General features: G+C 41.9%; 15 protein-coding genes and 2 pseudogenes. 9 read left to right on the top strand and 8 right to left on the bottom strand.

The window, feature by feature from the left end; translation table 11 throughout:
* Positions 1-92: 92 nt before the first annotated feature.
* Both ACMAZF_RS19090 and ACMAZF_RS19085 read right to left on the bottom strand, forming a co-directional pair.
* Positions 93-995, bottom strand: a complete 903-nt coding sequence (locus tag ACMAZF_RS19090) for an ABC transporter ATP-binding protein (protein ID WP_435275289.1) — start codon at positions 993-995, stop codon at positions 93-95.
* Positions 992-1,831 carry an ABC transporter permease subunit gene (locus ACMAZF_RS19085; RefSeq protein ID WP_435275288.1) on the bottom strand — a complete coding sequence of 280 codons (840 nt, stop codon included), beginning with the start codon at positions 1,829-1,831 and terminating at the stop codon, positions 992-994. The genes ACMAZF_RS19090 and ACMAZF_RS19085 overlap by 4 nt, the downstream gene beginning before the upstream one ends.
* Before the next feature lie 304 nt (positions 1,832-2,135).
* Here ACMAZF_RS19085 and ACMAZF_RS19080 point away from each other — a divergent pair, with 304 nt between their 5' ends.
* The gene (locus ACMAZF_RS19080) at positions 2,136-2,966 is read left to right on the top strand and encodes a sulfite exporter TauE/SafE family protein (protein WP_435275287.1); all 831 of its coding nucleotides are present in this window, start codon (positions 2,136-2,138) and stop codon (positions 2,964-2,966) included.
* A 54-nt stretch (positions 2,967-3,020) separates the two neighbouring features.
* Here ACMAZF_RS19080 and ACMAZF_RS19075 read toward each other — a convergent pair whose 3' ends face one another.
* On the bottom strand, positions 3,021-4,049 hold the full coding sequence (locus ACMAZF_RS19075; RefSeq protein ID WP_435275286.1) for a methionine synthase: 1,029 nt from the start codon (positions 4,047-4,049) through the stop codon (positions 3,021-3,023).
* A 26-nt stretch (positions 4,050-4,075) separates the two neighbouring features.
* Positions 4,076-5,050: a DUF1852 domain-containing protein gene (locus tag ACMAZF_RS19070; RefSeq protein WP_435275285.1), complete on the bottom strand. Its 975-nt coding sequence runs from the start codon at positions 5,048-5,050 to the stop codon at positions 4,076-4,078.
* 295 nt (positions 5,051-5,345) lie between these two features.
* On the opposite strand from ACMAZF_RS19070, the pseudogene ACMAZF_RS19065 reads away from it, so the two are divergent.
* A pseudogene (locus tag ACMAZF_RS19065) lies at positions 5,346-5,639 on the top strand (GNAT family N-acetyltransferase); the annotation flags it as partial.
* Between the two features lie 10 nt (positions 5,640-5,649).
* On the opposite strand, the gene ACMAZF_RS19060 reads toward ACMAZF_RS19065, so the two are convergent.
* Positions 5,650-8,019, bottom strand: a complete 2,370-nt coding sequence (locus ACMAZF_RS19060; RefSeq protein ID WP_435275284.1) for a DUF5916 domain-containing protein — start codon at positions 8,017-8,019, stop codon at positions 5,650-5,652.
* 200 nt (positions 8,020-8,219) lie between these two features.
* Between ACMAZF_RS19060 and ACMAZF_RS19055 the strand changes: the two genes are divergently transcribed.
* Positions 8,220-10,271 carry a winged helix-turn-helix domain-containing protein gene (locus ACMAZF_RS19055; RefSeq protein ID WP_435275283.1) on the top strand — a complete coding sequence of 684 codons (2,052 nt, stop codon included), beginning with the start codon at positions 8,220-8,222 and terminating at the stop codon, positions 10,269-10,271.
* Between the two features lie 156 nt (positions 10,272-10,427).
* On the opposite strand, the gene ACMAZF_RS19050 is transcribed toward ACMAZF_RS19055, so the two are convergent.
* Positions 10,428-10,835, bottom strand: coding sequence for an acyl-CoA thioesterase (locus ACMAZF_RS19050; protein WP_435275282.1), 408 nt, complete (start codon positions 10,833-10,835; stop codon positions 10,428-10,430).
* A 117-nt stretch (positions 10,836-10,952) separates the two neighbouring features.
* Between ACMAZF_RS19050 and ACMAZF_RS19045 the strand changes: the two genes are divergently transcribed.
* Both ACMAZF_RS19045 and ACMAZF_RS19040 read left to right on the top strand, forming a co-directional pair.
* Positions 10,953-13,070, top strand: a complete 2,118-nt coding sequence (locus ACMAZF_RS19045; protein ID WP_435275281.1) for a tRNA(Met) cytidine acetyltransferase TmcA — start codon at positions 10,953-10,955, stop codon at positions 13,068-13,070.
* Between the two features lie 265 nt (positions 13,071-13,335).
* The gene (locus tag ACMAZF_RS19040) at positions 13,336-14,985 is read left to right on the top strand and encodes an electron transfer flavoprotein-ubiquinone oxidoreductase (RefSeq protein WP_435275280.1); all 1,650 of its coding nucleotides are present in this window, start codon (positions 13,336-13,338) and stop codon (positions 14,983-14,985) included.
* A 369-nt stretch (positions 14,986-15,354) separates the two neighbouring features.
* Here the strand turns inward: ACMAZF_RS19040 and ACMAZF_RS19035 are convergent, their stop codons facing one another.
* Positions 15,355-16,380: an IS110 family transposase gene (locus tag ACMAZF_RS19035; RefSeq protein ID WP_435275279.1), complete on the bottom strand. Its 1,026-nt coding sequence runs from the start codon at positions 16,378-16,380 to the stop codon at positions 15,355-15,357.
* 263 nt (positions 16,381-16,643) lie between these two features.
* Between ACMAZF_RS19035 and ACMAZF_RS19030 the strand changes: the two are divergent.
* Positions 16,644-17,396: pseudogene (locus tag ACMAZF_RS19030) on the top strand (TonB-dependent receptor domain-containing protein); the annotation flags it as partial.
* 1 nt (position 17,397) lies between these two features.
* Here ACMAZF_RS19030 and rsmD read toward each other — a convergent pair.
* Positions 17,398-17,970, bottom strand: coding sequence for a 16S rRNA (guanine(966)-N(2))-methyltransferase RsmD (rsmD, locus tag ACMAZF_RS19025; protein WP_435277287.1), 573 nt, complete (start codon positions 17,968-17,970; stop codon positions 17,398-17,400).
* A 175-nt stretch (positions 17,971-18,145) separates the two neighbouring features.
* Here rsmD and ftsY point away from each other — a divergent pair, with 175 nt between their 5' ends.
* The 3 genes from ftsY to ftsX are packed head-to-tail and all read left to right on the top strand — an operon-like array spanning position 18,146 to position 21,524.
* Complete coding sequence (gene ftsY, locus ACMAZF_RS19020; protein WP_435275278.1) at positions 18,146-19,816, top strand: signal recognition particle-docking protein FtsY; 1,671 nt, start codon at positions 18,146-18,148, stop codon at positions 19,814-19,816.
* 33 nt (positions 19,817-19,849) lie between these two features.
* On the top strand, positions 19,850-20,554 hold the full coding sequence (ftsE, locus tag ACMAZF_RS19015; protein ID WP_435275277.1) for a cell division ATP-binding protein FtsE: 705 nt from the start codon (positions 19,850-19,852) through the stop codon (positions 20,552-20,554).
* Positions 20,538-21,524: a permease-like cell division protein FtsX gene (ftsX, locus tag ACMAZF_RS19010; RefSeq protein WP_435275276.1), complete on the top strand. Its 987-nt coding sequence runs from the start codon at positions 20,538-20,540 to the stop codon at positions 21,522-21,524. Before ftsE ends, ftsX begins: the two co-directional genes overlap by 17 nt.
* Positions 21,525-21,603 lie beyond the last annotated feature (79 nt).

The following is a 21,603-nucleotide window of genomic DNA, read 5'->3' as shown; positions in this document are numbered from 1 at the left end:
CAAATTAAGACTAGTTAGTGAATAGCGCATTTGCAATGTGATGGTATTGTAAAGTTGAAGAGTGGCGAATGACATCACCACTCTAGAGAGCGCTATGCAAACAATTGCTGCTCTAACGATAACCCTTTTGTTAATTGACGATATTGTAATCCGTGCTGTTGTAGCCCTTGGATTAATTCAATATCGAAAGTGGGTGAGTTGAACGCATCATATTTCACGATAAACTCTTGCTTGTTTACCATCTCGATACCTTTAACACCTTGAATTGATGTTAATAATTCGGTAGCCGCTAGTTCTGTCGGTTCAAGTAATAACGTAATACTTTGCTGGTTATTCGCCGTTTGCTGCCCGATTTCTTGTTGCGATAAGTTTCCTTGTTCCAACAACAGTACGGTTGAACATAAGCGCTCTAATTCATCGAGGTTATGTGAGCTAATAATAAAGCTCGCATCACCTGATAAATCCATTACTAATTGACGAATATTACGTGCATTAGCTGGATCTAATCCTGCGGTTGGCTCGTCGAGCATGACTAATTCAGGACTACCAATAAGTGCTTGTGCGATGGTAACGCGTTTGCGCATACCGTGGCTGAGTGCGGCAGGGCGCTCATTTAACACCTGTGATAACTCAACACGTTCTAGTACGCGTAAGCATTCACTTTGGGCTTCTTTTTTACTAAAGCCTTGGAGTTTAGCGTATAGCTCTAGTTGGTGTTTAATAGCGAATCGCGGGTCGAGTTGAGCATCTTGCGGCAGTGCGCCGACGCGACCGACAAGTGCGGTACTTCCTGGTTTTTCCCCAAAAATAGAAACGTCACCAGAGCTTGGTAAATGGTAATTACACAGGATGCTAAATAGCGTAGTTTTACCTGCGCCATTCGGGCCAACTAATGCCGTTGTTTCACCCACGTTCAGTTCAAAACTTACGTTTTTAAGTGCTTGCTTTGAACCAAAAAACTTATTGACGTTTTGACAGCTAATTAATGTACTCATAGTGCTTTCCTTGTTAAAACGAATTGCGCTAAGCCAAGGTAGGCAGCGGTTTGAACGAGTGGAATTGTAATTGAAGAATATTGAAAGCTTGCCATTTGAACGGTATCAGTTAATTGAACACCAGGAATTGCCATAAGCAAATGTTCAAGCACCGATATATGACCAGAGAGCCAGCTGATAATTCCAGTGACTATTGGCAACAAGATGATGGTGAAGACAACACTTAGTTTTGAAGATTGGATCCATGAATTAAACAGTGCCATCAACGCGATGAATGGTAAACAAACGAGTACTAGGTTACTGGCGACTAATAGCAATTGTGGTATAGCAGCTAATGCTAAACTTGGCTCTCTCCAAACCCCCATCGCAAAGGCAGCAAACATGGTTAACGCAATTAAGATACTGATAATAATAAGTTGACCAATAAAGCGGCCAAATAATAATTGATTGCGTGAAGTACGTAGTAGCAAGAACCGGATAGTGCCGCGTGTTGCGTCAGACGCTGTTTGATCGGATGTCATTAACACGGCAATGAATGGAAAAATGAATATTGCAAACAACCAATAAACAGCGACTTCTGAATAGGCCCATTGTAATAGGTAGTCGAGATTCAGTTGGCTTGAAAACATAGTGATGTTGTCACCAAAGCTTTCATTGGCAAGAATGCCAACAGAATAAGAAACAGGGTATTTAAGAATCAAAAACCACACGATGGCAAAGGCAGCTAATAATACGGCACCACGTTTGGTTAAAAATAATCGAGTGAGCTCAAATTGACTAATTAGCCAAACCGAGCGCATGGCACCTTGTTGAGGCGCTGTAGTTGTGGGTTGCATAGATAATCCTTATAAACAACTTACAGGTTAATACATTGAATTGTTTTATTAGCAACGATAGTACCACTTATTTATTCAATTAAATATCAATGAGTTAATTGGAACTTAATGAGTGCTGTTAGTCATTTATACGAATTATTCATTAAATTTACTGTTATTTATTAGCGAGTTAATAGGCGGCAGTTTTTCCAAACAATGAATTTTGTTCATTGGATAGTGAAATTAAATCACTATTATTCATTAAATAACTGTCTATGCTTTAATCGCATAAATCTTAACTATCAGAAATAGAAGTAATCATTAAATGAATATCATTGAATTTGTATCCAGTAATTTATCGACATTTTTAGCATTAGTTGCAACAGGTATCTTTGCTGGCATTCTTGCTGGTTTGTTAGGTGTCGGTGGTGGCATCGTTATTGTTCCGGTGTTGTTTTTCTTATTTCAAAGTTTTGGGGTGTCACCAGAGTCAGCCATGTTGGTGGCAACAGCAACGTCGTTAGCGACTATAGTACCGACCTCTATTAGTTCGATTCGCTCTCATCATCACAAGGGCAATGTTGATTTTGAATTATTAACACGCTGGGCGCTGTTTATCTTTATTGGCGTGTTGGCGGGTAGTTGGTTAGTCACTCGCGTCGAGGGCACACTATTGACGCTATTGTTTGGCATTATCGCTACTTTATCGGCATTAAATATGTTGTTAAGAACTAATAAACCTGCATTTTTTCAACAGCTTCCTAATTCAGCTGGACAAAGTTTAATGGCAACGTTAGTTGGCTTTTTTAGTGCTATGGTTGGCATTGGTGGCGGTACTATTTCAGTGCCGTTATTGTCGATTTATAATTATCCGACTCACAAAGCAGTTGGAACGGCGGCGGCTATTGGACTCATTATTTCACTGCCAGGCGCGTTAACAATGTTAGCAATAGGTACAACGCCAGTTGATGCGCCTGTGGGTACATTTGGCTTGGTAAATGTTATTGCATTTGCGTGCATTGTGCCGTTAACCGTATTGTTTGCACCTGTTGGCGCGACATTGGCCGCTAAGTTAGATGCAGGGAAGTTAAAGAAGATTTTTGCGGTTGTTTTATTGATAACCGGCGTGCGTATGTTGGGGCAGTTATTCTTGTAATCGATATATCGTGTATGGGTTGTTGTGGCACAACCCATACAAATCATTGTCGTGCTAGTTCGACAGTTCTTGGCGGATGATTTCAGCACCTGCACTTAACGCATTGAGTTTAGCGGTGGCTACTTCTCGTGGAAGCGGTGCCATACCGCAATTGGTACATGGATAGAGCTTGTCGGCATCAACAAATTCCAGCGCTTTTCTTAACGTGTCAGCGACTTCCTCTGGGGTTTCTATGGTATGGGTTGCCACATCAATAGCGCCAACCATGACTTTCTTACCACGAATTAACTCAAGTAAATCAATAGGCACATGAGAGTTGTGACACTCTAGTGAAATAATATCAATATTCGATTGTTGGAGTTTAGGAAAGGCTTCTTCGTATTGTCGCCATTCGGTGCCTAATGTCTTTTTCCAATCTGTATTGGCTTTGATGCCGTAGCCATAGCAAATATGAACGGCCGTCTCGCACTTTAGTCCTTCAATGGCTCGTTCGAGTGTTGCGATACCCCAGTCATTGACCTCATTAAAGAAGACATTAAACGCCGGTTCGTCAAATTGAATGATATCAACACCAGCGGCTTCGAGTTCTTTCGCTTCTTGGTTAAGAATGATAGCGAATTCCCAGGCCAGTTTTTCACGACTCTTGTAATGATCATTGTACAAGGTATCTATCATAGTCATCGGACCCGGAAGTGCCCATTTAATTGGTTTATCAGTTTGTTGGCGTAAGAACTTTGCGTCTTCGACAAATACTGACTTTTGGCGGCTAACCGAACCGACAACTGTCGGCACGCTAGCATCGTAGCGATCTCTAATCTTAACTGTTTTTCGTTGTTCAAAATCAACACCATTGAGGTGTTCAATAAAGGTCGTTACGAAGTGTTGGCGTGTTTGTTCTCCATCACTGACAATATCAGTGCCGGCTTGTTGTTGGTCATGCAAAGACAAACGCAATGCGTCTTTCTTGCCATCTATGAGTTCATCGCCTGCTAATTTCCATGGTGACCATAGTGTTTCTGGCTCAGCCAACCAAGAAGGTTTTGGCAAACTGCCTGCTGTTGAGGTAGGTAATAATTTTTTCATAGTGAATAATGTCTTATCGTTTATGGTTAGGCGAAGTTAGCTGACCACTGCTCAAGTACAGTTTGATATGGCTTAATAAATTGTTCTTCGGCACGTTTACCTTGCTCAATGGCTAATTGGCTACGTTCTTCTCGGTCATAAACGATTTGTGTCAATGAATGATCCAAGTTCTTTAAATTGGGCTGGTAGCACTTTCCAGCGGTTGCATTGGCGTTATAGATTTCAGGACGATAGATTTTTTGAAAAGTGCCCATGGTGCTAATCGTGCTAATGAGTTCAAGGTTTGTGTAGTCAGCTAATAGGTCGCCAAAGAAGTAGAAAGCAAATGGCGCAACACTGTTTGGTGGCATGAAATACCGCACCTGTAATCCCATTTTTTTGAAATATTGCTCAGTCAGTGACGACTCGTTTGGTGTGTATTCCACACCCAATACTGGGTGTTCATTCTCGGTGCGGCGATAGACTTTATTGTCAGATACGCTGAGGCATATTACAGGAGGCTTATTGAAATTCTCTTTATAAGTCGTCGAGTTAACGAAATTTTGAAAAAGCTTTCCATGGAGATCACCAAAATTATTTGGAATGCTAAACGTCGCCTGATCTTTATTGTGATCTAATAGTAAAACACTGAAATCATAATCTCTCACATAAGAAGAAAAATTATTACCGACAATGCCTTCAATATGCTTGTTTGTTTTGTGATCGATGATATTGGTTTTTAATATTTCAATGGATGGAAACGCTTTGTCGCCACCTTCAATATCCATTTCAACAGAAATGATATCAAGTTCTACGCAATAGCGATCGCCATTAGGATTATCCCAATGAGCCATTGCATTAAAACTATTGTTAATCATCTTTAAGGTTTTACGCAGGTTTGCTTGACGGCTAGTGCCACGCGCCAAGTTGGCAAAGTTAGTGGTAATGCGCGTGCTGTCTGATGGTTGGTAGTTTTCATCGAAACAAATGTTTTTGATGTTAAATGCAAAGTCTTTATTCATGGTCGTTAGATTTCCTATTTCCGGCGTTATCTACTTGCTTATTCAGTAAATAACGAGTGCAGCTCGTGGCGGTTAACGGCAGTATTGTTTAGCGTTAATTGTGATTTATACGTGGTTCATTACATGAATAAAATTGATTTTACTTCATCGAATCATGAACTTTGTTCATGTAACGGTTGATGATTACTCTATTTGATTGATTTTGTTTTTTTTAGGCCGCTATACTGCACAGCGATCCCCCCTGATATAGCCAGAAAGAAAGCAGTCAGGTTTTGAAGGTAATTCTAAATTTGGTGTTTTGTTAGCTGAAGTAGATGGTGATATTGCTGGATATTGCACTTACACTTGGAATTATTCAATTTGGCGTGGCGTTACTTACATGAATTTAGATGATTTATTTGTGTGGGATAAATACCGAAGTCAACGCGTTGGTCAGCAGTTAATGTCTAAGCTCAGTGAGGTTTGTGTTGCTGGTGGCGCTAACCGCATTCGTTGGGAAGTAGAAAAAGACAACACGCGTGCTATCAATTTCTACAACAAACTGGGCGCCCAAGTGGATATCAAGGGCATGTGCCGCTGGGACGTTTAGTTAATTACGATTAGCCTTGCCATGCGTAGCTAAATTTAGCAAAAAAGGTACGGCGATCACGGTGCAACGAATTGTCGTCTGCTGGTTGATAACCACCATCAGAGTAACCAACATAAATTAATGACTGTGGGTTTACTTTATAGGTATAAAGTAATTGTGTTGAAAAGTTTCGGGTTTTAGCTAGGTAATCATTCTCGGTATTGCTGTCATAATTTGCTTTGTATAGCAGAGGATTTCGTTTGATATCTGAGTATTGAACAATGAGTTTTAGCTGATTTTTTTGATCAAACTGATAGGCGAGATTAAGATTGCTTTTGCTAGCACGATATAGCTGACCTGAGGCGATTTTCTTGTTTTTACCTTCAATGACGACATGAGTTTCATCAACATCTAATTGGTTGAAATAGTTGTTAAAGGTAACGGCAAGGTGCTCGTTATATTGGTAATTGATTGTACTGTGTAAATAAAATTGAGTGCCAAGCTGCGCGTTCGCATAATCGAGCTGTTTGCCGATGCGGGTAAAAAATTGTAGTTTCAGCGATGACAAGGGCGTAATGCTTGAATAGCTTACAAATTGAGTGTTGTTGTATAACTCGCCACCATCGCGGTTAAATTGATTGTCATGTCGAGTTTCGTTATTCATGAAACCAAAATTTGCGAATGATTGCATTTTACCGTTAGCAAACCCGCGAATATCAATGTTATGGCCAAGCTTTTCACCTGCTTGGTTTTGAGAATACTGGGTGTTGCTGAAAAAACCATAGCGATTGACAAAGTCTTCTTTATTATCATCGTTGTAATAGGTTCTGCCACCGCCCAATTGCAGTTGTTTGTAATCAACTTGCCCAATGAAACCTAGATCTGCACGAAAGTCGGTACCGATATCTTGGTAGCCTGCATAATAGTTGTAATCCTTTTGCGAATGACTGTAATAGACATCAATGGCATGATCTTTTTGTTGTGTCTCTACATCGAAGCCTTTCCTGACGATAGCGCTGTTGTTGCTGTCAGAAAATGCGACCTGATATTGCAGACTACTTTGCTTATCGAACCAATGATTACCATCACCACTAACAACGGTATTGCTATAGCCGTCAGCTTGTCGACGACTGACAAGTAAACCTATGTTGTTGCGATTACCCATATCGTTTTTGTAACGAATAAGGGCGTTTTGACTGCTTAAAGCGCCATTATTTTCAGTCAAGGTGATATTGCGAGAGCCTTGAGCAGAAGGGAGTAAAAAGTTAGTTTGTTGATCTTTAGCGTTTAGGATGCCGTAGGTATGTTGCCCTAATTGGCCGGTGAGCTTTACGCCATAGTCTGGCTGATTAATGTTTCGTGTATGCACGAGATTGAGACGGCTCGTTTTAAAGTTATCGGCACCGTCGAGGAAAAACGGGCGCTTTTCACGCGTATAAAGCGCAAAACTGGTATTAATGTCTAGATCGGTTGAGTCTGCTTCAACTTGTGAAAAGTCGGGGTTTAATGTGGCATTCAATACGCTATTTTGCGTGATCCCCCAGCGTAAATCTAATCCTAACTCTTGCTCTGTTTTTACATTTGACCATGGGTCATTTGAGGTTGGCTTACTATCGCTGCGCTTTATTGTCGCTGTCGGGGTGACTTGAATGTTTTTGCCTGCTTTTATGCCCTCAAAGCCATTAAGTTTGTTGTAAAGACATAGCGAACACGTTGAATCACGATTAGATTGATAGCTACCAAATTGGCGGCGAACTTCGCGTGGCTGATTTCGCCATAAAGTAAAGCCCCATTGCTGGGTGTCTTGATTGTCTTTAAAGCGTAGCGCTTTAAAGGGAATGCTAATTTCAGCTACCCAGCCGTCATCAGTGACACGTGCGGCGCTATACCAGATGGCATCCCACGCATCGTCTTCACGCCAGCCATTGTCGTCATTGATGCGTTCATCTGATTGGGCGCCTTTAGGATTAACAAAGAATAAATAACCACTGCGTTCGTCATTAAAGGTATCGAGAATAATCCCCATGTTGTCGTCACGCCAAATTTTGTCATGATCTCGCAGTGCTCCTCTAATTTTCTCAGGGTGTTTATCATAAGCAATCATTGCAATATGCAGAGATTCACCATCTTGATAGATATAGCCTGTTGTTTTTACCTTGGCAGCTACTCCATTGCCTGGTTGATTTTCATAAGCTAGCTCCACCTTGGTTGCTAGTTTCCACATTGGCTCATCGAGCTTGCCGTCAATAGTCGGGGCTGTAGATTGCTTGCTTAATTGATAAGACGTAGCGGCCATTACCGTTGTTGGCACAATGAATAAAAAGGCGATCATTGTTTGCAGTAAGTTGGTTAATCGTTTTCGTAGTAATTCGCTACGGGTGATACTCAATAAATAGTTCATAGGTGTTCCACGTATTCCTTGTTGGTGATGGCGTCATTTTTGGCTGGCCGAGGAATAAAGTCGTGGTGAAGCAGTGAAAAAAGGTGAAGAACTTGGGATTTTTGTCAAAATTGAGCGAAATTTATCCGTTTGATTAGCTGTTGACGGTTTTTTCTTTGCCATAGATAATAAAATCCGTTTTTTAATTAAAAGTTAAATCAATGCGATATATCCATATTCAAGACTTAGTAGTTGATAGCCAACTCCCTTTAATAATTGTTGAAGGTAATGAGATATCGCTTGAACCTAAACAGCATGCCTTGCTGATGTTATTTATTGAACATGCCAATCAAGTCGTTAGTCGTGACCAAATCATTAATGAAGTTAATCAGGGGGTTATTGTTAGTGATAATGCCGTTAATAAAATGGTGGCTAATTTACGTCAGTTATTAAAAGATAATCCCAAGTCGCCGCAGTTTATTAAAACAATCCCTAAGCAGGGTTACTGCTTTATTGCCTCTTGCGCAAGACAAGACAGTTTAGTGACCAATGGTCAAAAGTCAGATGAGCCTGCTGCATCACCTTTATCATTATTTGTTATCTCTTTGTCTGCGATATTTATTGTTGGATTAGCTATTTGGTTGATGTTATCGACGACGGGTGAGTCAAAAACCTATGCCAGTATGCAATTACAACCACTGACTCGTCATTCTGGCGTTGAGTTTTCGCCTCTTGTATCGCCTGATAAACAGCTATTAGCGTATACACGTAATGATCCACACAATGACATTGCTCAGCTTTGGATCCGTCATCTTGATGGTTCAGAGAAAGAAACTTTGGTACACGATATTGTTATTTCATCTGAAATGACGTGGTCAAGCGACAGTAAGCAGCTAGTTTTTACCGATTATCCTAAACAGACCTGTCAATTATTGCGTTTTACCGTTGGCAACAGCAGTGAGCAAGTTGAATCTATGGGCAAGTGTGACGCGCTATACGTGTCACACCTGCAATTTGTCGATGATGATAACGCCATAATCTACACCGCTAGACAAGTAGGTTTTGACCCTATGCAGATTTATCGCTATTCGTTAAATGATAAAAGTCGGGTGCTCATCAAGCAGCCAGATCCCACAGGCAGTGGTAATTATGGATTCGATATTTCGAATGACGGCAATAAAATGTTAATTTTGTCAGCCGATGAAGGAAGCTGCCATACATCAATGTATGTATTAGATTTGGTCACTAATTCGTTAGAGAATAAAGGCCGTTGGTCACGCTTTATCAATCGCGCTATTTGGCACCATGACGGTGAGAGTGTCATTAATACAACGAATGAATTTTCGCATGAGCTAGTGCAGAGCCGCCTAGACGGCACCATGATATCGTCAATGGTTAGTACATCTAATCGTGTGGCAGATAATTTTTCTCGTTTCCCTAACGGCCGTGATTATTATTTTACGTCCTTTCAAATGAACAATGATAATGAGTTGATTAACATCGGTGATGGCTCGGTTAAGCGAACTTTTAATTCAGCGGTGTATGACAAGATCCCAACCTTTGCTCACGAATCTAATCAATGGTTCTTCTTGTCTAAACGCAATGGGCCGTCGCAAATTTTCTTAGGTGATGAAACAACAAAACAATTGCAACAAATTACGCACTACGAGTCAGAGCCACAAATTAGTGATCTCGATGTATCGCCGGATGGCAAAACGTTGTTGATTGGTGGGCGCAAACAAATCGAGTTAATAACGCTAGCAAATAACGCAGTTGAAACGATTAATGTTGAAGAAGGGTTTGCCATATCAACAGGTTGGCTTTCAGATAATCGATTGGCGGTTTCTATTTTGGTAAATGGTCAGCCACAGTTGCGATATTACCACCTTGACGCTAAATCATTTTCAAAGGCAAATGAGCGCTGGCAAGGTGCCTTTAATGACTCAAAAGGCAATCGATTATTCTTTGTTGAACAGGGCACTAAAGAAATTTATCAGTGGTTTGAAGAAGAAGAGGTTGCTCGCACCACAAACGTAAAACTTGAATGGGCGTTTGGAAATGGCGTCGATGCTAAAATCGATGGTGATACCTTGATTTATCGCAAGCAGAATGGGGCTGAAAGCGAAATGTTTGCGCGCTCACTAACTAGCGGCGAAGAGAGATCACTAGGAAAGTGGTTCTACATCGCCGGATTTGATTTTGCCGATAATCAGCTATTAGTCAGTTTTGAACAAGGTCGCAGTGGTGATATTTTAAAAACAGACTTTCAGTAAATTATTCTTCAACCTAGATTCAGCAGTTGGCGGGAAATAAGAGTGTAGCTATCTGATTTGATTAGCGTAATGAAGAAATGCGGTGTCACCTTATTGGTGACGAGTCATTTTTTCATATAGCAAGGCGAATCAAGGAGCTGCGCTATTATTCGTGTTTCAACTGTTTGATTTAGGTTCAAGCATGTGCTGCTGTAGTTTTTCTCTTAATTCTTCTGTTAGTGGCACACTCTTCTTGGCGTTATGACAGTAATGGATCATGGCGGCCTTACCGCTAGCGGTTTTAACGCCGTTTTGCCAACATTCTTGATAGATATCGAAAGAACTATTGCCGATACGTGTAATAAAGGTTTTGATTTCTACATCGCTGCCAAAATGGGTTTCTGCATGATAGCTGACGCTAATGCCACCGAGCATTAGTTTCCAATTATTGACGTCTAAGTTTGGCGTAAAAAACATAAAAATAGGATCGCGACCAGACTCAAACCACATCGGAAAAACGGTATTGTTAATATGACCCAGGGCATCAGTTTCTAAAAATCGCGGTGTAATGGTTAATGAAAACATAGTGTCATCCTAAACAGTTGTTTAAATATAATGGCGCCAATCTATCAAAAATATTCCAGTTATAATACGTTTAACGATAGAATCAATTAATCTAACGAGCCTAACAAGAACATCATTTTGCCGACATTATCTCAATTGCTAATACAACTCTCTCAAGAATTTGCTACGACTAATGCCCGTCAGTTGGTGGTACTTAGTGGTGACGAACGTTGGGGCTGTAAGCTTGTTAATGATGTGGTGAACGACGATAACACGTTGTGGTTGGGCGATGGCAATGATGATGCGATTGCAATGCAAAAAGCGCACTTGAGCTTAGGACGTGAATATCAGAGCTTAGTGTTTAATGCTTATAGTGGCTTTCACCCTGATGCGTTTGGGCAGGCTATTGGCGCGCTAAATGGCGGCGGCGTGTGTTATCTCATTGTTCCTCATTGGCAAGAATGGCAGGCATTTAATGATCCTGATTACTTACGTTATGTGGCCTCACAGGAAGAGAGAACGTCAGTAAATCATTATTTTATTACGCGATTACAGCGGGAAATAAAATCAGATAATGACGCCATTATTATTGAGCAAAGTAACCCACAATCATGGTCATGGAACATACCTGCTCTTGTGAAAACACAAGATGTGCCGACGCCACTGGCCACCAATGATCAAGCTGAATGTGTTAATCAAATAATCAATGTCGCTAAAGGTCATCGCAATCGACCGCTGGTCATTAATGCTGATCGTGGCCGCGGAAAATCAAGTGCACTAGGTATAGCCGCAGCTCAATTATTACAAGACTCGTTAACTAACATTGTCATTACGGCGCCAAAAGCAGCTGCGCTTGATAGTGTATTTTTCCACGCAATGCGCCTTCTTGATGGCAGTAATAGAATTCAGAATACGCTACATTGGAATGATAAGTCTTTGTGCTTTATTGCTCCTGATGAGCTGGTGCAAACTTTGCCAACAGCCGATTTAGTGATGGTGGATGAGGCGGCCGCGATTCCTGCGCCAATGCTCAGTAACTTAGCGAGTCATTATTCTAGATTGGTGTTTTCTACCACCATTCACGGTTATGAAGGCACTGGACGAGGATTCGTACTTAAGTTCTTAGCAGAGCTTGCACAAATATCGCCGCAAATGCGTCGCTGTCAGCTCAATCAGCCAATACGTTGGCAGGAAAACGATCCTGTTGAACGACTAAGTAACCGCTTATTGGGACTAAATTCTAAAGCTGTGAACTTGCGTTCACATTATTCTTTTGACAAAGAACGTATTAATTACCAATGGCTTAGTCAGTTTTATTTATCGCAAGATAATAATTTGTTAGAGCAATTGTTTGGCTTATTGGTACTTGCGCATTATCAAACGTCACCGTCAGATTTTAGGCAGTTATTAGATGCGCCTAACCTTCACATTTTGGTTGCGACCTATGATGGCAACATCGTGGGGGCGTCTTTGATTTTACGCGAGGGTGAGCTGCCTGACGAACTTGCTAAGCAAATATCGTTAGGAGAGCGCCGCTTACGGGGACATTTATTACCGCAATCGTTATTAGGGCAGTTGGGTATTGAATCTGCTGGTGGTTATAAATATGGGCGAGTGATGCGAATCGCGGTGCATCCGCAGTGGCAACATTCAGGCATTGGGACTCAATTAGATAATCACGCAACAAAATGGGCGCATATTCAAGGTCTTGATGTACTAGGTTCTAGTTTCGGCGCGACTGCCCAGCTCACGCAATTTTGGATTAATCAGCAATACACGCCTGTTCGACTTGGATTTAGCCGCGATAGCGCGAGTGGAACTCATTCCTTGATGGTGTTAAAGCCTATTAATGCGCGGGTAGTATCGATGATTGATATGGCTAATGCACAATTTTCTCAGGCGCTGAGATATGATTTGGCGGATGCTCATCGCGAGTTATCTAGTCAATTGGTCGTAAAACTGATGGCGACATGTAAAGATTTTGCGACACTTGGTGAATTTGAACGTAATAATATCGATTATTATGTGTGTGGTAATCGACCTGTTGAGCAGGTTAACGCTATGATTGAAAAAGGAATTTGGAGCCAGCCAGTCAAGCTAAGTCAATTAACTAACAACGAACAACAATTAATAATAAAACGATTATTACAACGTCATTCATGGTCTCATTTGAGTAAAAACCTCAAGTTAACTGGTAAAAAAGCAGCTCAGCAGGCATTGCGTCAGGCAATTAGCTCTTGGCATCAGCTTATTTAAAAACAACCACTTACTAATCTTCTTCATCAAATCACAAATATAACTTGCACTAAGTTTCAAACGGTTGTTTAATTCTCTGTAAGTTAAAGAATCTAACGTAAAGTTGACGTACACGTAAACTTTCTGGCAGACTCATAGTTAATAAACAATCAATCTTCGACTGAGCAAGCGAAGTATTGTCTCGATAATCGACCGTCAAAGTAACGGTGGTTACACAGAAAAAGTAAAGCAATAGTAAAAAGAATAATAGCGATAGGAGCAGAGTATGGAACGTGAATCGATGGAGTTTGACGTCGTCATCGTTGGTGGAGGTCCAGCAGGATTATCAGCCGCGTGTCGTCTAATGCAAGCAGCAAAAGAGAAAGAACAAGAAATTACTGTTTGTGTTGTAGAAAAAGGCTCAGAAGTTGGCGCTCATATTCTCTCTGGCGCGGTATTTGAACCGAAAGCACTTAATGAGTTATTCCCAAATTGGAAAGAGTTAGGCGCACCACTTAATACTGAAGTGGCTGGTGATGACATCTTTATGTTTGGTAGTGAAACCAAGGCGACTAAAGTACCTAACATGTTTGTGCCTAAAACTATGCACAACGAAGGCAACTACATTATTAGCTTGGGTAACTTGTGTCGCTGGTTAGGTGAGCAAGCTGAACAGCTTGGTGTTGAAATCTTCCCAGGTTTTGCTGCTGCTGAAACCGTTTATAATGACGATGGGTCAGTTAAAGGTATTTTAATTGGCGACATGGGTATCAGCGAAAGTGGCGAGCAAAAAGATTCGTATATGCCGGGCATGGAACTACACGCTAAATACACCTTGTTTGCTGAAGGTTGTCGTGGACACCTAGGAAAAGAGCTACAAGAGCGCTTTGATCTTAATGAAGGTCGCAGCCCACAACATTATGGACTAGGCATTAAAGAACTTTGGACTATTCCTAGCGATCAACATCAGCAAGGTAAAGTAGTGCATACCGCTGGTTGGCCATTAGACAATGGCGCAACAGGTGGCGGTTTCTTATATCACATTGAAGATAACCAAGTTGTTTGTGGTTTGATTGTTGATTTGAATTACTCGAACCCTTATTTAAGCCCATTTGATGAATTCCAACGCTATAAACATCATCCTGAAATTGCTAAATACCTAGATGGTGGTACGCGTGTTTCTTATGGTGCACGTGCTATCGCAAAAGGCGGTTTAAACTCGTTATCTAAAATGAGCTTCCCAGGTGGCTTATTAATTGGTTGTGACGCTGGTACGCTAAACTTTGCGAAAATTAAAGGCTCTCACACCGCAATGAAATCAGGCATGATTGCTGCCGATGTGATTGTAGAAGAGTTAGCAAAAGGTGAAGAAGCGGCTTCAGAGTTGTCTCAATATGCCGCTGCATTTGAGTCATCTTGGTTATACGAAGAATTATATAGCTCACGTAACTTTGGTGCTGCTATGCACAAGTTCGGCACGACCTTGGGTGGTGCTTACAACATGGTTGACCAAAACATCTTCGGCGGTAAACTGCCATTCAATATCAAAGATGAAAGCTTGGATCACGCACAGCTTAAGCTGGCGAGTGAGTCTCAAGAGATTAACTATCCAAAACCGGATGGCAAACTGAGCTTTGATAAGTTGTCATCGGTGTTCTTATCAAACACTAATCATGAAGAAGATCAACGTTGTCACTTAACGCTAAAAGACGCTTCAATTCCGCTGACTGTTAATATGGAAAAATGGGCTGAACCTGCACAGCGTTATTGTCCTGCCGGCGTTTATGAAATCATTGAAGACAACGGTGAGCAGCGTTTCCAAATCAATGGTCAAAACTGTGTTCACTGTAAAACCTGTGATATTAAAGATCCGAGCCAAAATATCACTTGGGTTACGCCTGAAGGCGCGGGTGGTCCCAACTATCCAAACATGTAGTTATTATTAACTCATTGGTCATGCAAATGCCGGTCATCTTAGGATGACCGGCATTTTTGTTTGGTGATTTTAAGATATATGACAATTTGGTTTTCATAATACCATATATGGACCCTCTCCTATTGCAAGACAATTTTGATCATTGAAATAGAGTACATTGCAGCCATATATCCGGCTTTTTTATGAGGCAATATTATTGCCTCTAGCCCTGATGGATTTCCGCCCCTATCACCTCATCAATTCTCGCGGCTTCTCATAGCCCTTGGTATTATAAGGTTTCCTATAGGGCAGTGCTGAACTGTATCCCATCAATCTCTATTACCTAGCAAATAAAAAGGTAAATCTTACTACTTGGTTCTTAACTACTGCTTACTTGTGAGTGTTGCTAAATTTGTAGTTTTCTTGGTGATGTAACATCGCCCAAGCCATTCTTGCCATTTTATTGGCCAGTGCTACCGTCGCGTTATTGAAACTACTTCGCCCCTTCATCGCTTTAGCCCATAAACTGACCCTATCTGTTTTATTATCACAGTGTCGTAACGCAGCTCGTGCACCATTAATTAACTGCGTTCGTAAATAGGTATTCCCACGCTTACTAATTCCCATCAAATTGGCTTTACCGCCGGTTGAATGTTGCCGAGGAACAAGGCCAAGCCAAGCGGAAAGATGGCGACCGCTATTAAAATCTTTACCATCGCCGATACCCGCATATAAGGCTGTCGCATTAATTGGGCCTATTCCATTCATCGTACTAAGTTGCTTACAAATATTATGCTGATTGCATATGCTTAATATTTCTTTATCAACGACTTTTATCTCTTGCTCTAATTTTTTTAATTCTTCATATAAATCATTAAAATAACGTCTGGCGTTAACACTTAACTCATTGTCTGCCGCTTCAATAAGCGCTGGTAATTGAGATTTTAGATGATGTACTCCTTTTGGAATAACCAACCCGTATTCTGCTAACAGTCCCCGTATCTGATTGCTCAACGCCGTTCTGTTTTTCATTAACCGCTCTCTGACTCGGTGCACCATTTGAATATCTTGCTGCTCTAAAGATTTAAGTGGTACAAAACGCATGTTCTTTCGCTGTGAAGCTTCCGCTATTGCTTCGGCATCGTTATAGTCATTTTTATTGCCTTTGCGATATGGTGTCACAAACTGTGGCGCGATAGCTTTCACCACATGCCGACAACGAATAAGTACTCTTGTCCAGTAATGAGTGCTACCACAAGCCTCCATGACAACAATGCAAGGCGCTAACTTAGCAAAGTAATCAGCAACTTTATTTCGAGCTAACTGTTTTCGCTTAAGCACTTTTCCACCTTTGTCCATTTGAACTAAGTGAAAAGTAGATTTGGCGATATCTAAACCAATTGTTATATTGTTCATGTGACCCTCTCTTCTTTTATATAGATGCTTAACACCTATATTGGCTCATTTGAAGCCGAAAGTGGAGCGGAGAGGGTCCATACCATTAATTGCATTAAGTAAGTGATCTTGTTGTGCGTAGAGAAAATCAGCTAAAACAAGGCGCTCGATTGACTAATAGCTGGCTATTAGGATTGAGAGCAACGCCATTTTAGTTAATTTTAACAAGTACAAGTGGGCAAATATTTAATGCAATTGGTATTACCTAAGATAAGTCGAAAAACTTTAGTATTGGCTTAGCCTATGAACCTTTGGATAACTTTTTGTTAACGCTAGATTATTACAGGATCGTTATCGATGATCGCATTGTAATTAGCGACCAAATCAGTGGGGGATCCGGTAGTGCGATCTTTGATAGTGGATTGATAAAAAATAATGTGTCAGGAGCGCAGTTCTTTATTAATGGCGCTAATACTAGAACACAAGGATTAGATGCTGTTACAACCTATTTGAGTCAAGTAGGGCAAGGTGAATTACAGTTGTCTATGGGGATTAATCTGACCGATACCAAAGTAACAAGGCAATTTTCACCTGGTGGTCTTAATGGGATCAAACCAAGTGATGTTTTTGGTACTCAAGGGGTATCGATCATTGAAGAGTGGCAGCCAAAGGATCGTGTGCATTTTACGACGCACTACGCTGTGAATAACTTTGTTTATAATTTTTCACTCAATCGTTTCGGTGAGTATGCTGTGTTAGACAATAATCAACGTCAAACTTACGGTGCTAAATGGTTAACTGACGTCAAAGTTAGCTGGCATTATTCTCAAGCAATAACGTTTGCGATTGGCGCAAATAATTTGTTTGACGTGACGCCTGATAAAAATACGATTGGCCAAGCAGCACAAGGCCATATTGTTGATAGCAATGACAATACACTAGTTGATTCTGATGGGGTGTTTGAATATTCACGCCGTACTGCGCCATTTGGATTTAACGGCGCATACTTTTATGCTGGGTTAAGTTATCGGTGCTAGATTAGTTGCGCTGCCACAAAGAAAACGTAACTTGGCCGGCGTTTTTCTCTTTGAGACATTGCCAATTGTTTGGGAAAGTGGCGCTTGCTAATTCAGATTCCATTTCAATGTAGATTACCGCATCGTCACTTAGCCAATTATTGTCTTCTAATAATTGGCAACTTTGCTCGAGTAAGTTTTTACGAAAAGGTGGGTCGATAAACACCAGATCAAATGTTTGGCTTGCAGCTTGGTTTAAAAACTTAAGGCTGTCTGTATTTTTAACAATACCATTAGTACATTTTAAGGTGGTTAGATTTTTAGTGAGCTGATTCGCTGCATTACGGTCTTTTTCTAGTAGTAGTGCGCTGTCTGCATAACGAGATAACGCTTCAAATGATAAGCCACCACTGCCTGAAAAAAGATCTAAACAACGAGCATCACTCACATAGGGGGCTAGCCAGTTAAAGACAGTTTCTTTGACGCGATCAGTAGTGGGTCTTAGTCCTTCAACGTCAGTAACTGGCAATTTACGACTACGCCATTGCCCGCCAATAATTCTAACTTGACCTGAACCACCTTTTCCTGCTGCCATCTCTACCTCAATCTGTTTGTATTTGCTATCATCTGTGCGAATTAATACCCGTGACATTTTGAAATGCATGAAATTAAGCTGATTAAGTCGCTTTGCTGCATTAACAATGGGTAAAGTATCTTGGGCGTTATTTTACGCCTAAAACGCATTAGATGTTTATAAGGTTTTCACAATAATGGCAAAAAAAGGCATGTTCGGTTGGTTGGGTTTCGGCCGAGATAAAAATAAAGCGTCGGAACAAGAGATTGAACAACAAAAACTAGCTGAACAGCAAGCTGCTGACGAAGCAGCTCAGGCAGCTGAAGACGCAGCGGTGGCTCAGGCACGCGATGAAGCGGCGGCAGCTCAAGCACGCGATGAAGCAGCGGCGGCTCAAGCACGCGATGAAGCAGCGGCGGCTCAAGCAGCCGAAGACGCAGCGGCAGCTCAGGCAGCCGAAGACGCAGCGGCAGCTCAGGCAGCCGAAGACGCAGCAGCAGTTCAGGCACGCGATGAAGCAGCGGCAGCTCAGGCACGCGATGAAGCAGCGGCAGCTCAGGCAGCCGAAGACGCAGCGGTGGCTCAGGCACGCGATGAAGCAGCGGCAGCTCAAGTAGCTGAAGACGCAGCGGTGGCTCAGGCAGCCGAAGACGCAGCAGCAGTTCAGGCACGCGATGAAGCAGCGGCAGCTCAGGCAGCCGAAGACGCAGCGGCAGCTCAGGCAGCCGAAGACGCAGCAGCAGTTCAGGCACGCGATGAAGCAGCGGCAGCTCAAGCAGCTGAAGAAGCAGCGGCAGCTCAGGAAGCCGAAGACGCAGCAGCGGCTCAGGCACGCGATGAAGCAGCGGCAGTTCAGGCACGCGATGAAGCAGCGGCAGCTCAAGCAGCTGAAGAAGCAGCGGCTGCTCAAGCACGCGATGAAGCAGCTAAACCAGAAAAGAAAGCGGGTTTCTTTACACGCTTGAAAGAAGGTTTAAAGCGCACAAAACAAAATTTTGGTAGCGGTATCTTTGGCTTGTTTAAAGGTAAGCAAATTGATGACGAGTTATTTGAAGACCTAGAAGAGCAATTGTTAATTGCTGATGTTGGTGTAGATACCACCTTAAAAATTATTGATTCTTTAACGCAAGGCGCTTCTCGCAAAGAGCTTAAAGATGGCGAAGCTTTATATAAATTGCTTCAAGAAGAGCTAGTTGAAGTTATAAAGCCGGTTTCAAAGCCGTTAGATATCGAAAAGGCGGATGGCCCATACGTAATCTTAATGGTTGGTGTGAACGGTGTTGGTAAAACAACCACTATTGGTAAGCTAGCGAAAAAATTCCAACAGCAAGGTAAAAAAGTGGCGTTAGCTGCTGGCGATACATTCCGTGCTGCGGCTGTGGAACAGTTACAAGTATGGGGTGAGCGCAATGACATCCAAGTTATTGCCCAGCATACAGGCGCTGACAGTGCGTCAGTTATTTTTGATGCTGTACAGGCGGCGAAAGCACGTAACGTTGATGTATTGATTGCTGATACCGCTGGTCGTCTTCAAAATAAATCGCATTTGATGGATGAGCTTAAAAAAGTTGTACGCGTAATGCGTAAGCTTGATGACACTGCGCCGCATGAAGTGATGTTAACGCTCGACGCTGGTACCGGACAAAACGCGATGAGCCAAGTTCAGCTATTTAATGAAGCCGTAGGCGTTACTGGCTTAACAGTGACTAAGTTAGACGGTACTGCAAAAGGCGGTGTGGTATTTGGATTGGCCGATAAATATCAAATTCCAATTCGTTTTATCGGTGTCGGTGAAGGCATTGATGATTTACGTGAATTTAATGGACCGGAATTTGTTGAAGCATTATTTATGAACGAAGAGTCATAAATTACATAATAATAAAGGAGTTGAGGATGTTCCATGATTCGATTTGAAGAAGTCACTAAGATCTACCCTGGTGGGCAGCAGGCGCTAAATCGGGTCAACTTTCATCTTCAGCCAGGAGAAATGGCCTTTCTGACAGGCCACTCTGGTGCTGGTAAAAGTACCTTATTAAAGCTTATCGCTATGATGGAACGCCCGACGTCAGGTCAGGTGTTCATCAATGGTCACAACCTTAACAAGATTACTAAAAAGCAAGTTCCTTTCGCTCGTCGTGATATCGGCATGATCTTTCAAAATCACCGCTTATTAATGGATCGCAGTGTTTTTAATAACGTTGCCTTGCCGTTGATTATTGAAGGTTATCATTTGTCTGATATTAAACGTCGCGTTGCTGCGGCGTTAGATAAAGTAGGACTGTTGGCGAAGATTAACAATATGCCAAACACGTTATCTGGTGGGGAATTACAACGGGTAGGTATTGCAAGGGCTATTGTCAACAAGCCTCCGCTACTGCTCGCTGATGAACCGACAGGTAATCTTGATCCGCACTTATCGATGGAAATTCTGAAGGTTTTTGAAGATCTTAATTCGGTCGGTGTCGCTGTGATGATTGCGACCCATGACTTGGGTCTCATCGCACGCATGAAATATCACACATTTACCTTGCGCCAAGGACAAATGATTCACGATGGTTTGTCTTCATCTGATTTAAGGGAGAGTGAGTTTGAGCCTGTTATTTAATCAACGGAAATCTCCCGGCGCGAGTACGTCAAACCCCGGTCATCGTCTGGTAATGTACTTTATTCGTCACCTTCAGCAAGCGTTGGCGAGTATTGGCGAACTATGGCGCATGCCTATTTCTTCATTGCTAACGATGGCGGTTTTAGGGGTAAGCCTAGCCCTACCAACGACCTTACATTTATTGATGAAAAACGGTCAGCAGCTACGAAGTGGCTGGGATAGCGCCGCTGAAATCACGCTATTCATGGAAGAGGGCGTTAGCGAGTCTCAAACACAAAAGGTGCTGCGCCGAATTGGTCTTTATGAGCAAGTCAATAAGGTCACCTATGTTGGCGCTGACGATGCGCTCGAAGAGTTCAAATCCTTGTCTGGATTTGGTGATGCATTATCCTATTTAGATAAGAACCCACTACCGTCAGTCATTTTAGTTATTCCGACAACTCAGTACTCTAGCCCAGAGGGGGCGAGAGAATTGTTGGAAAAGTTGCAACAACAACCTGAAATTGCCTTTGGTAAACTTGATGTAACATGGTTAGAAAAATTGTCAGCGATTGTTAATTTGCTAGATGATGCGGCGTTAGCGTTAGGTATTTTACTATTGTTGGCGGTTACCTTAGTCATCGCCAATACCATTCGTTTATCTATTTTAAATCGTCGCGAAGAAATTGAAGTGTTGAAACTGGTGGGTGCTACTAACGACTTTATAAGGCGTCCATTTTTATACACCGGGATCTGGTATGGATTAATTGGGGGTCTGATTGCATGGGTTTGTGTGTCATTGATCCTGTGGTGGGTAGAAGGCACGTTATTGGATCTTGCTAGTCAATTGGGCTCTGAATTAACCCTGAGTGGGTTAAGTTTTAGTGAATTTTTGATCTTGATCGCACTAAGTTCAGGCTTAGGATGGCTTGGAGCGTACGGTTCTGTAATGCGCCATGTCTATGAAATTGAACCAGAAAATCAACTTTGAACTTATTGGTAAATCACCTGACTAATATTACTGAAAAACTTAGTAACATTCTGGTCTTGGATCCTCTAGCGATCATTAA

It is taken from the genome of Psychrobium sp. nBUS_13 (assembly GCF_051201665.1).
Lineage (GTDB): Bacteria > Pseudomonadota > Gammaproteobacteria > Enterobacterales > Psychrobiaceae > Psychrobium.
The sequence above is the reverse complement of the archived record's forward strand: the minus strand, read 5'-3'. Positions and strand labels throughout refer to the sequence as shown.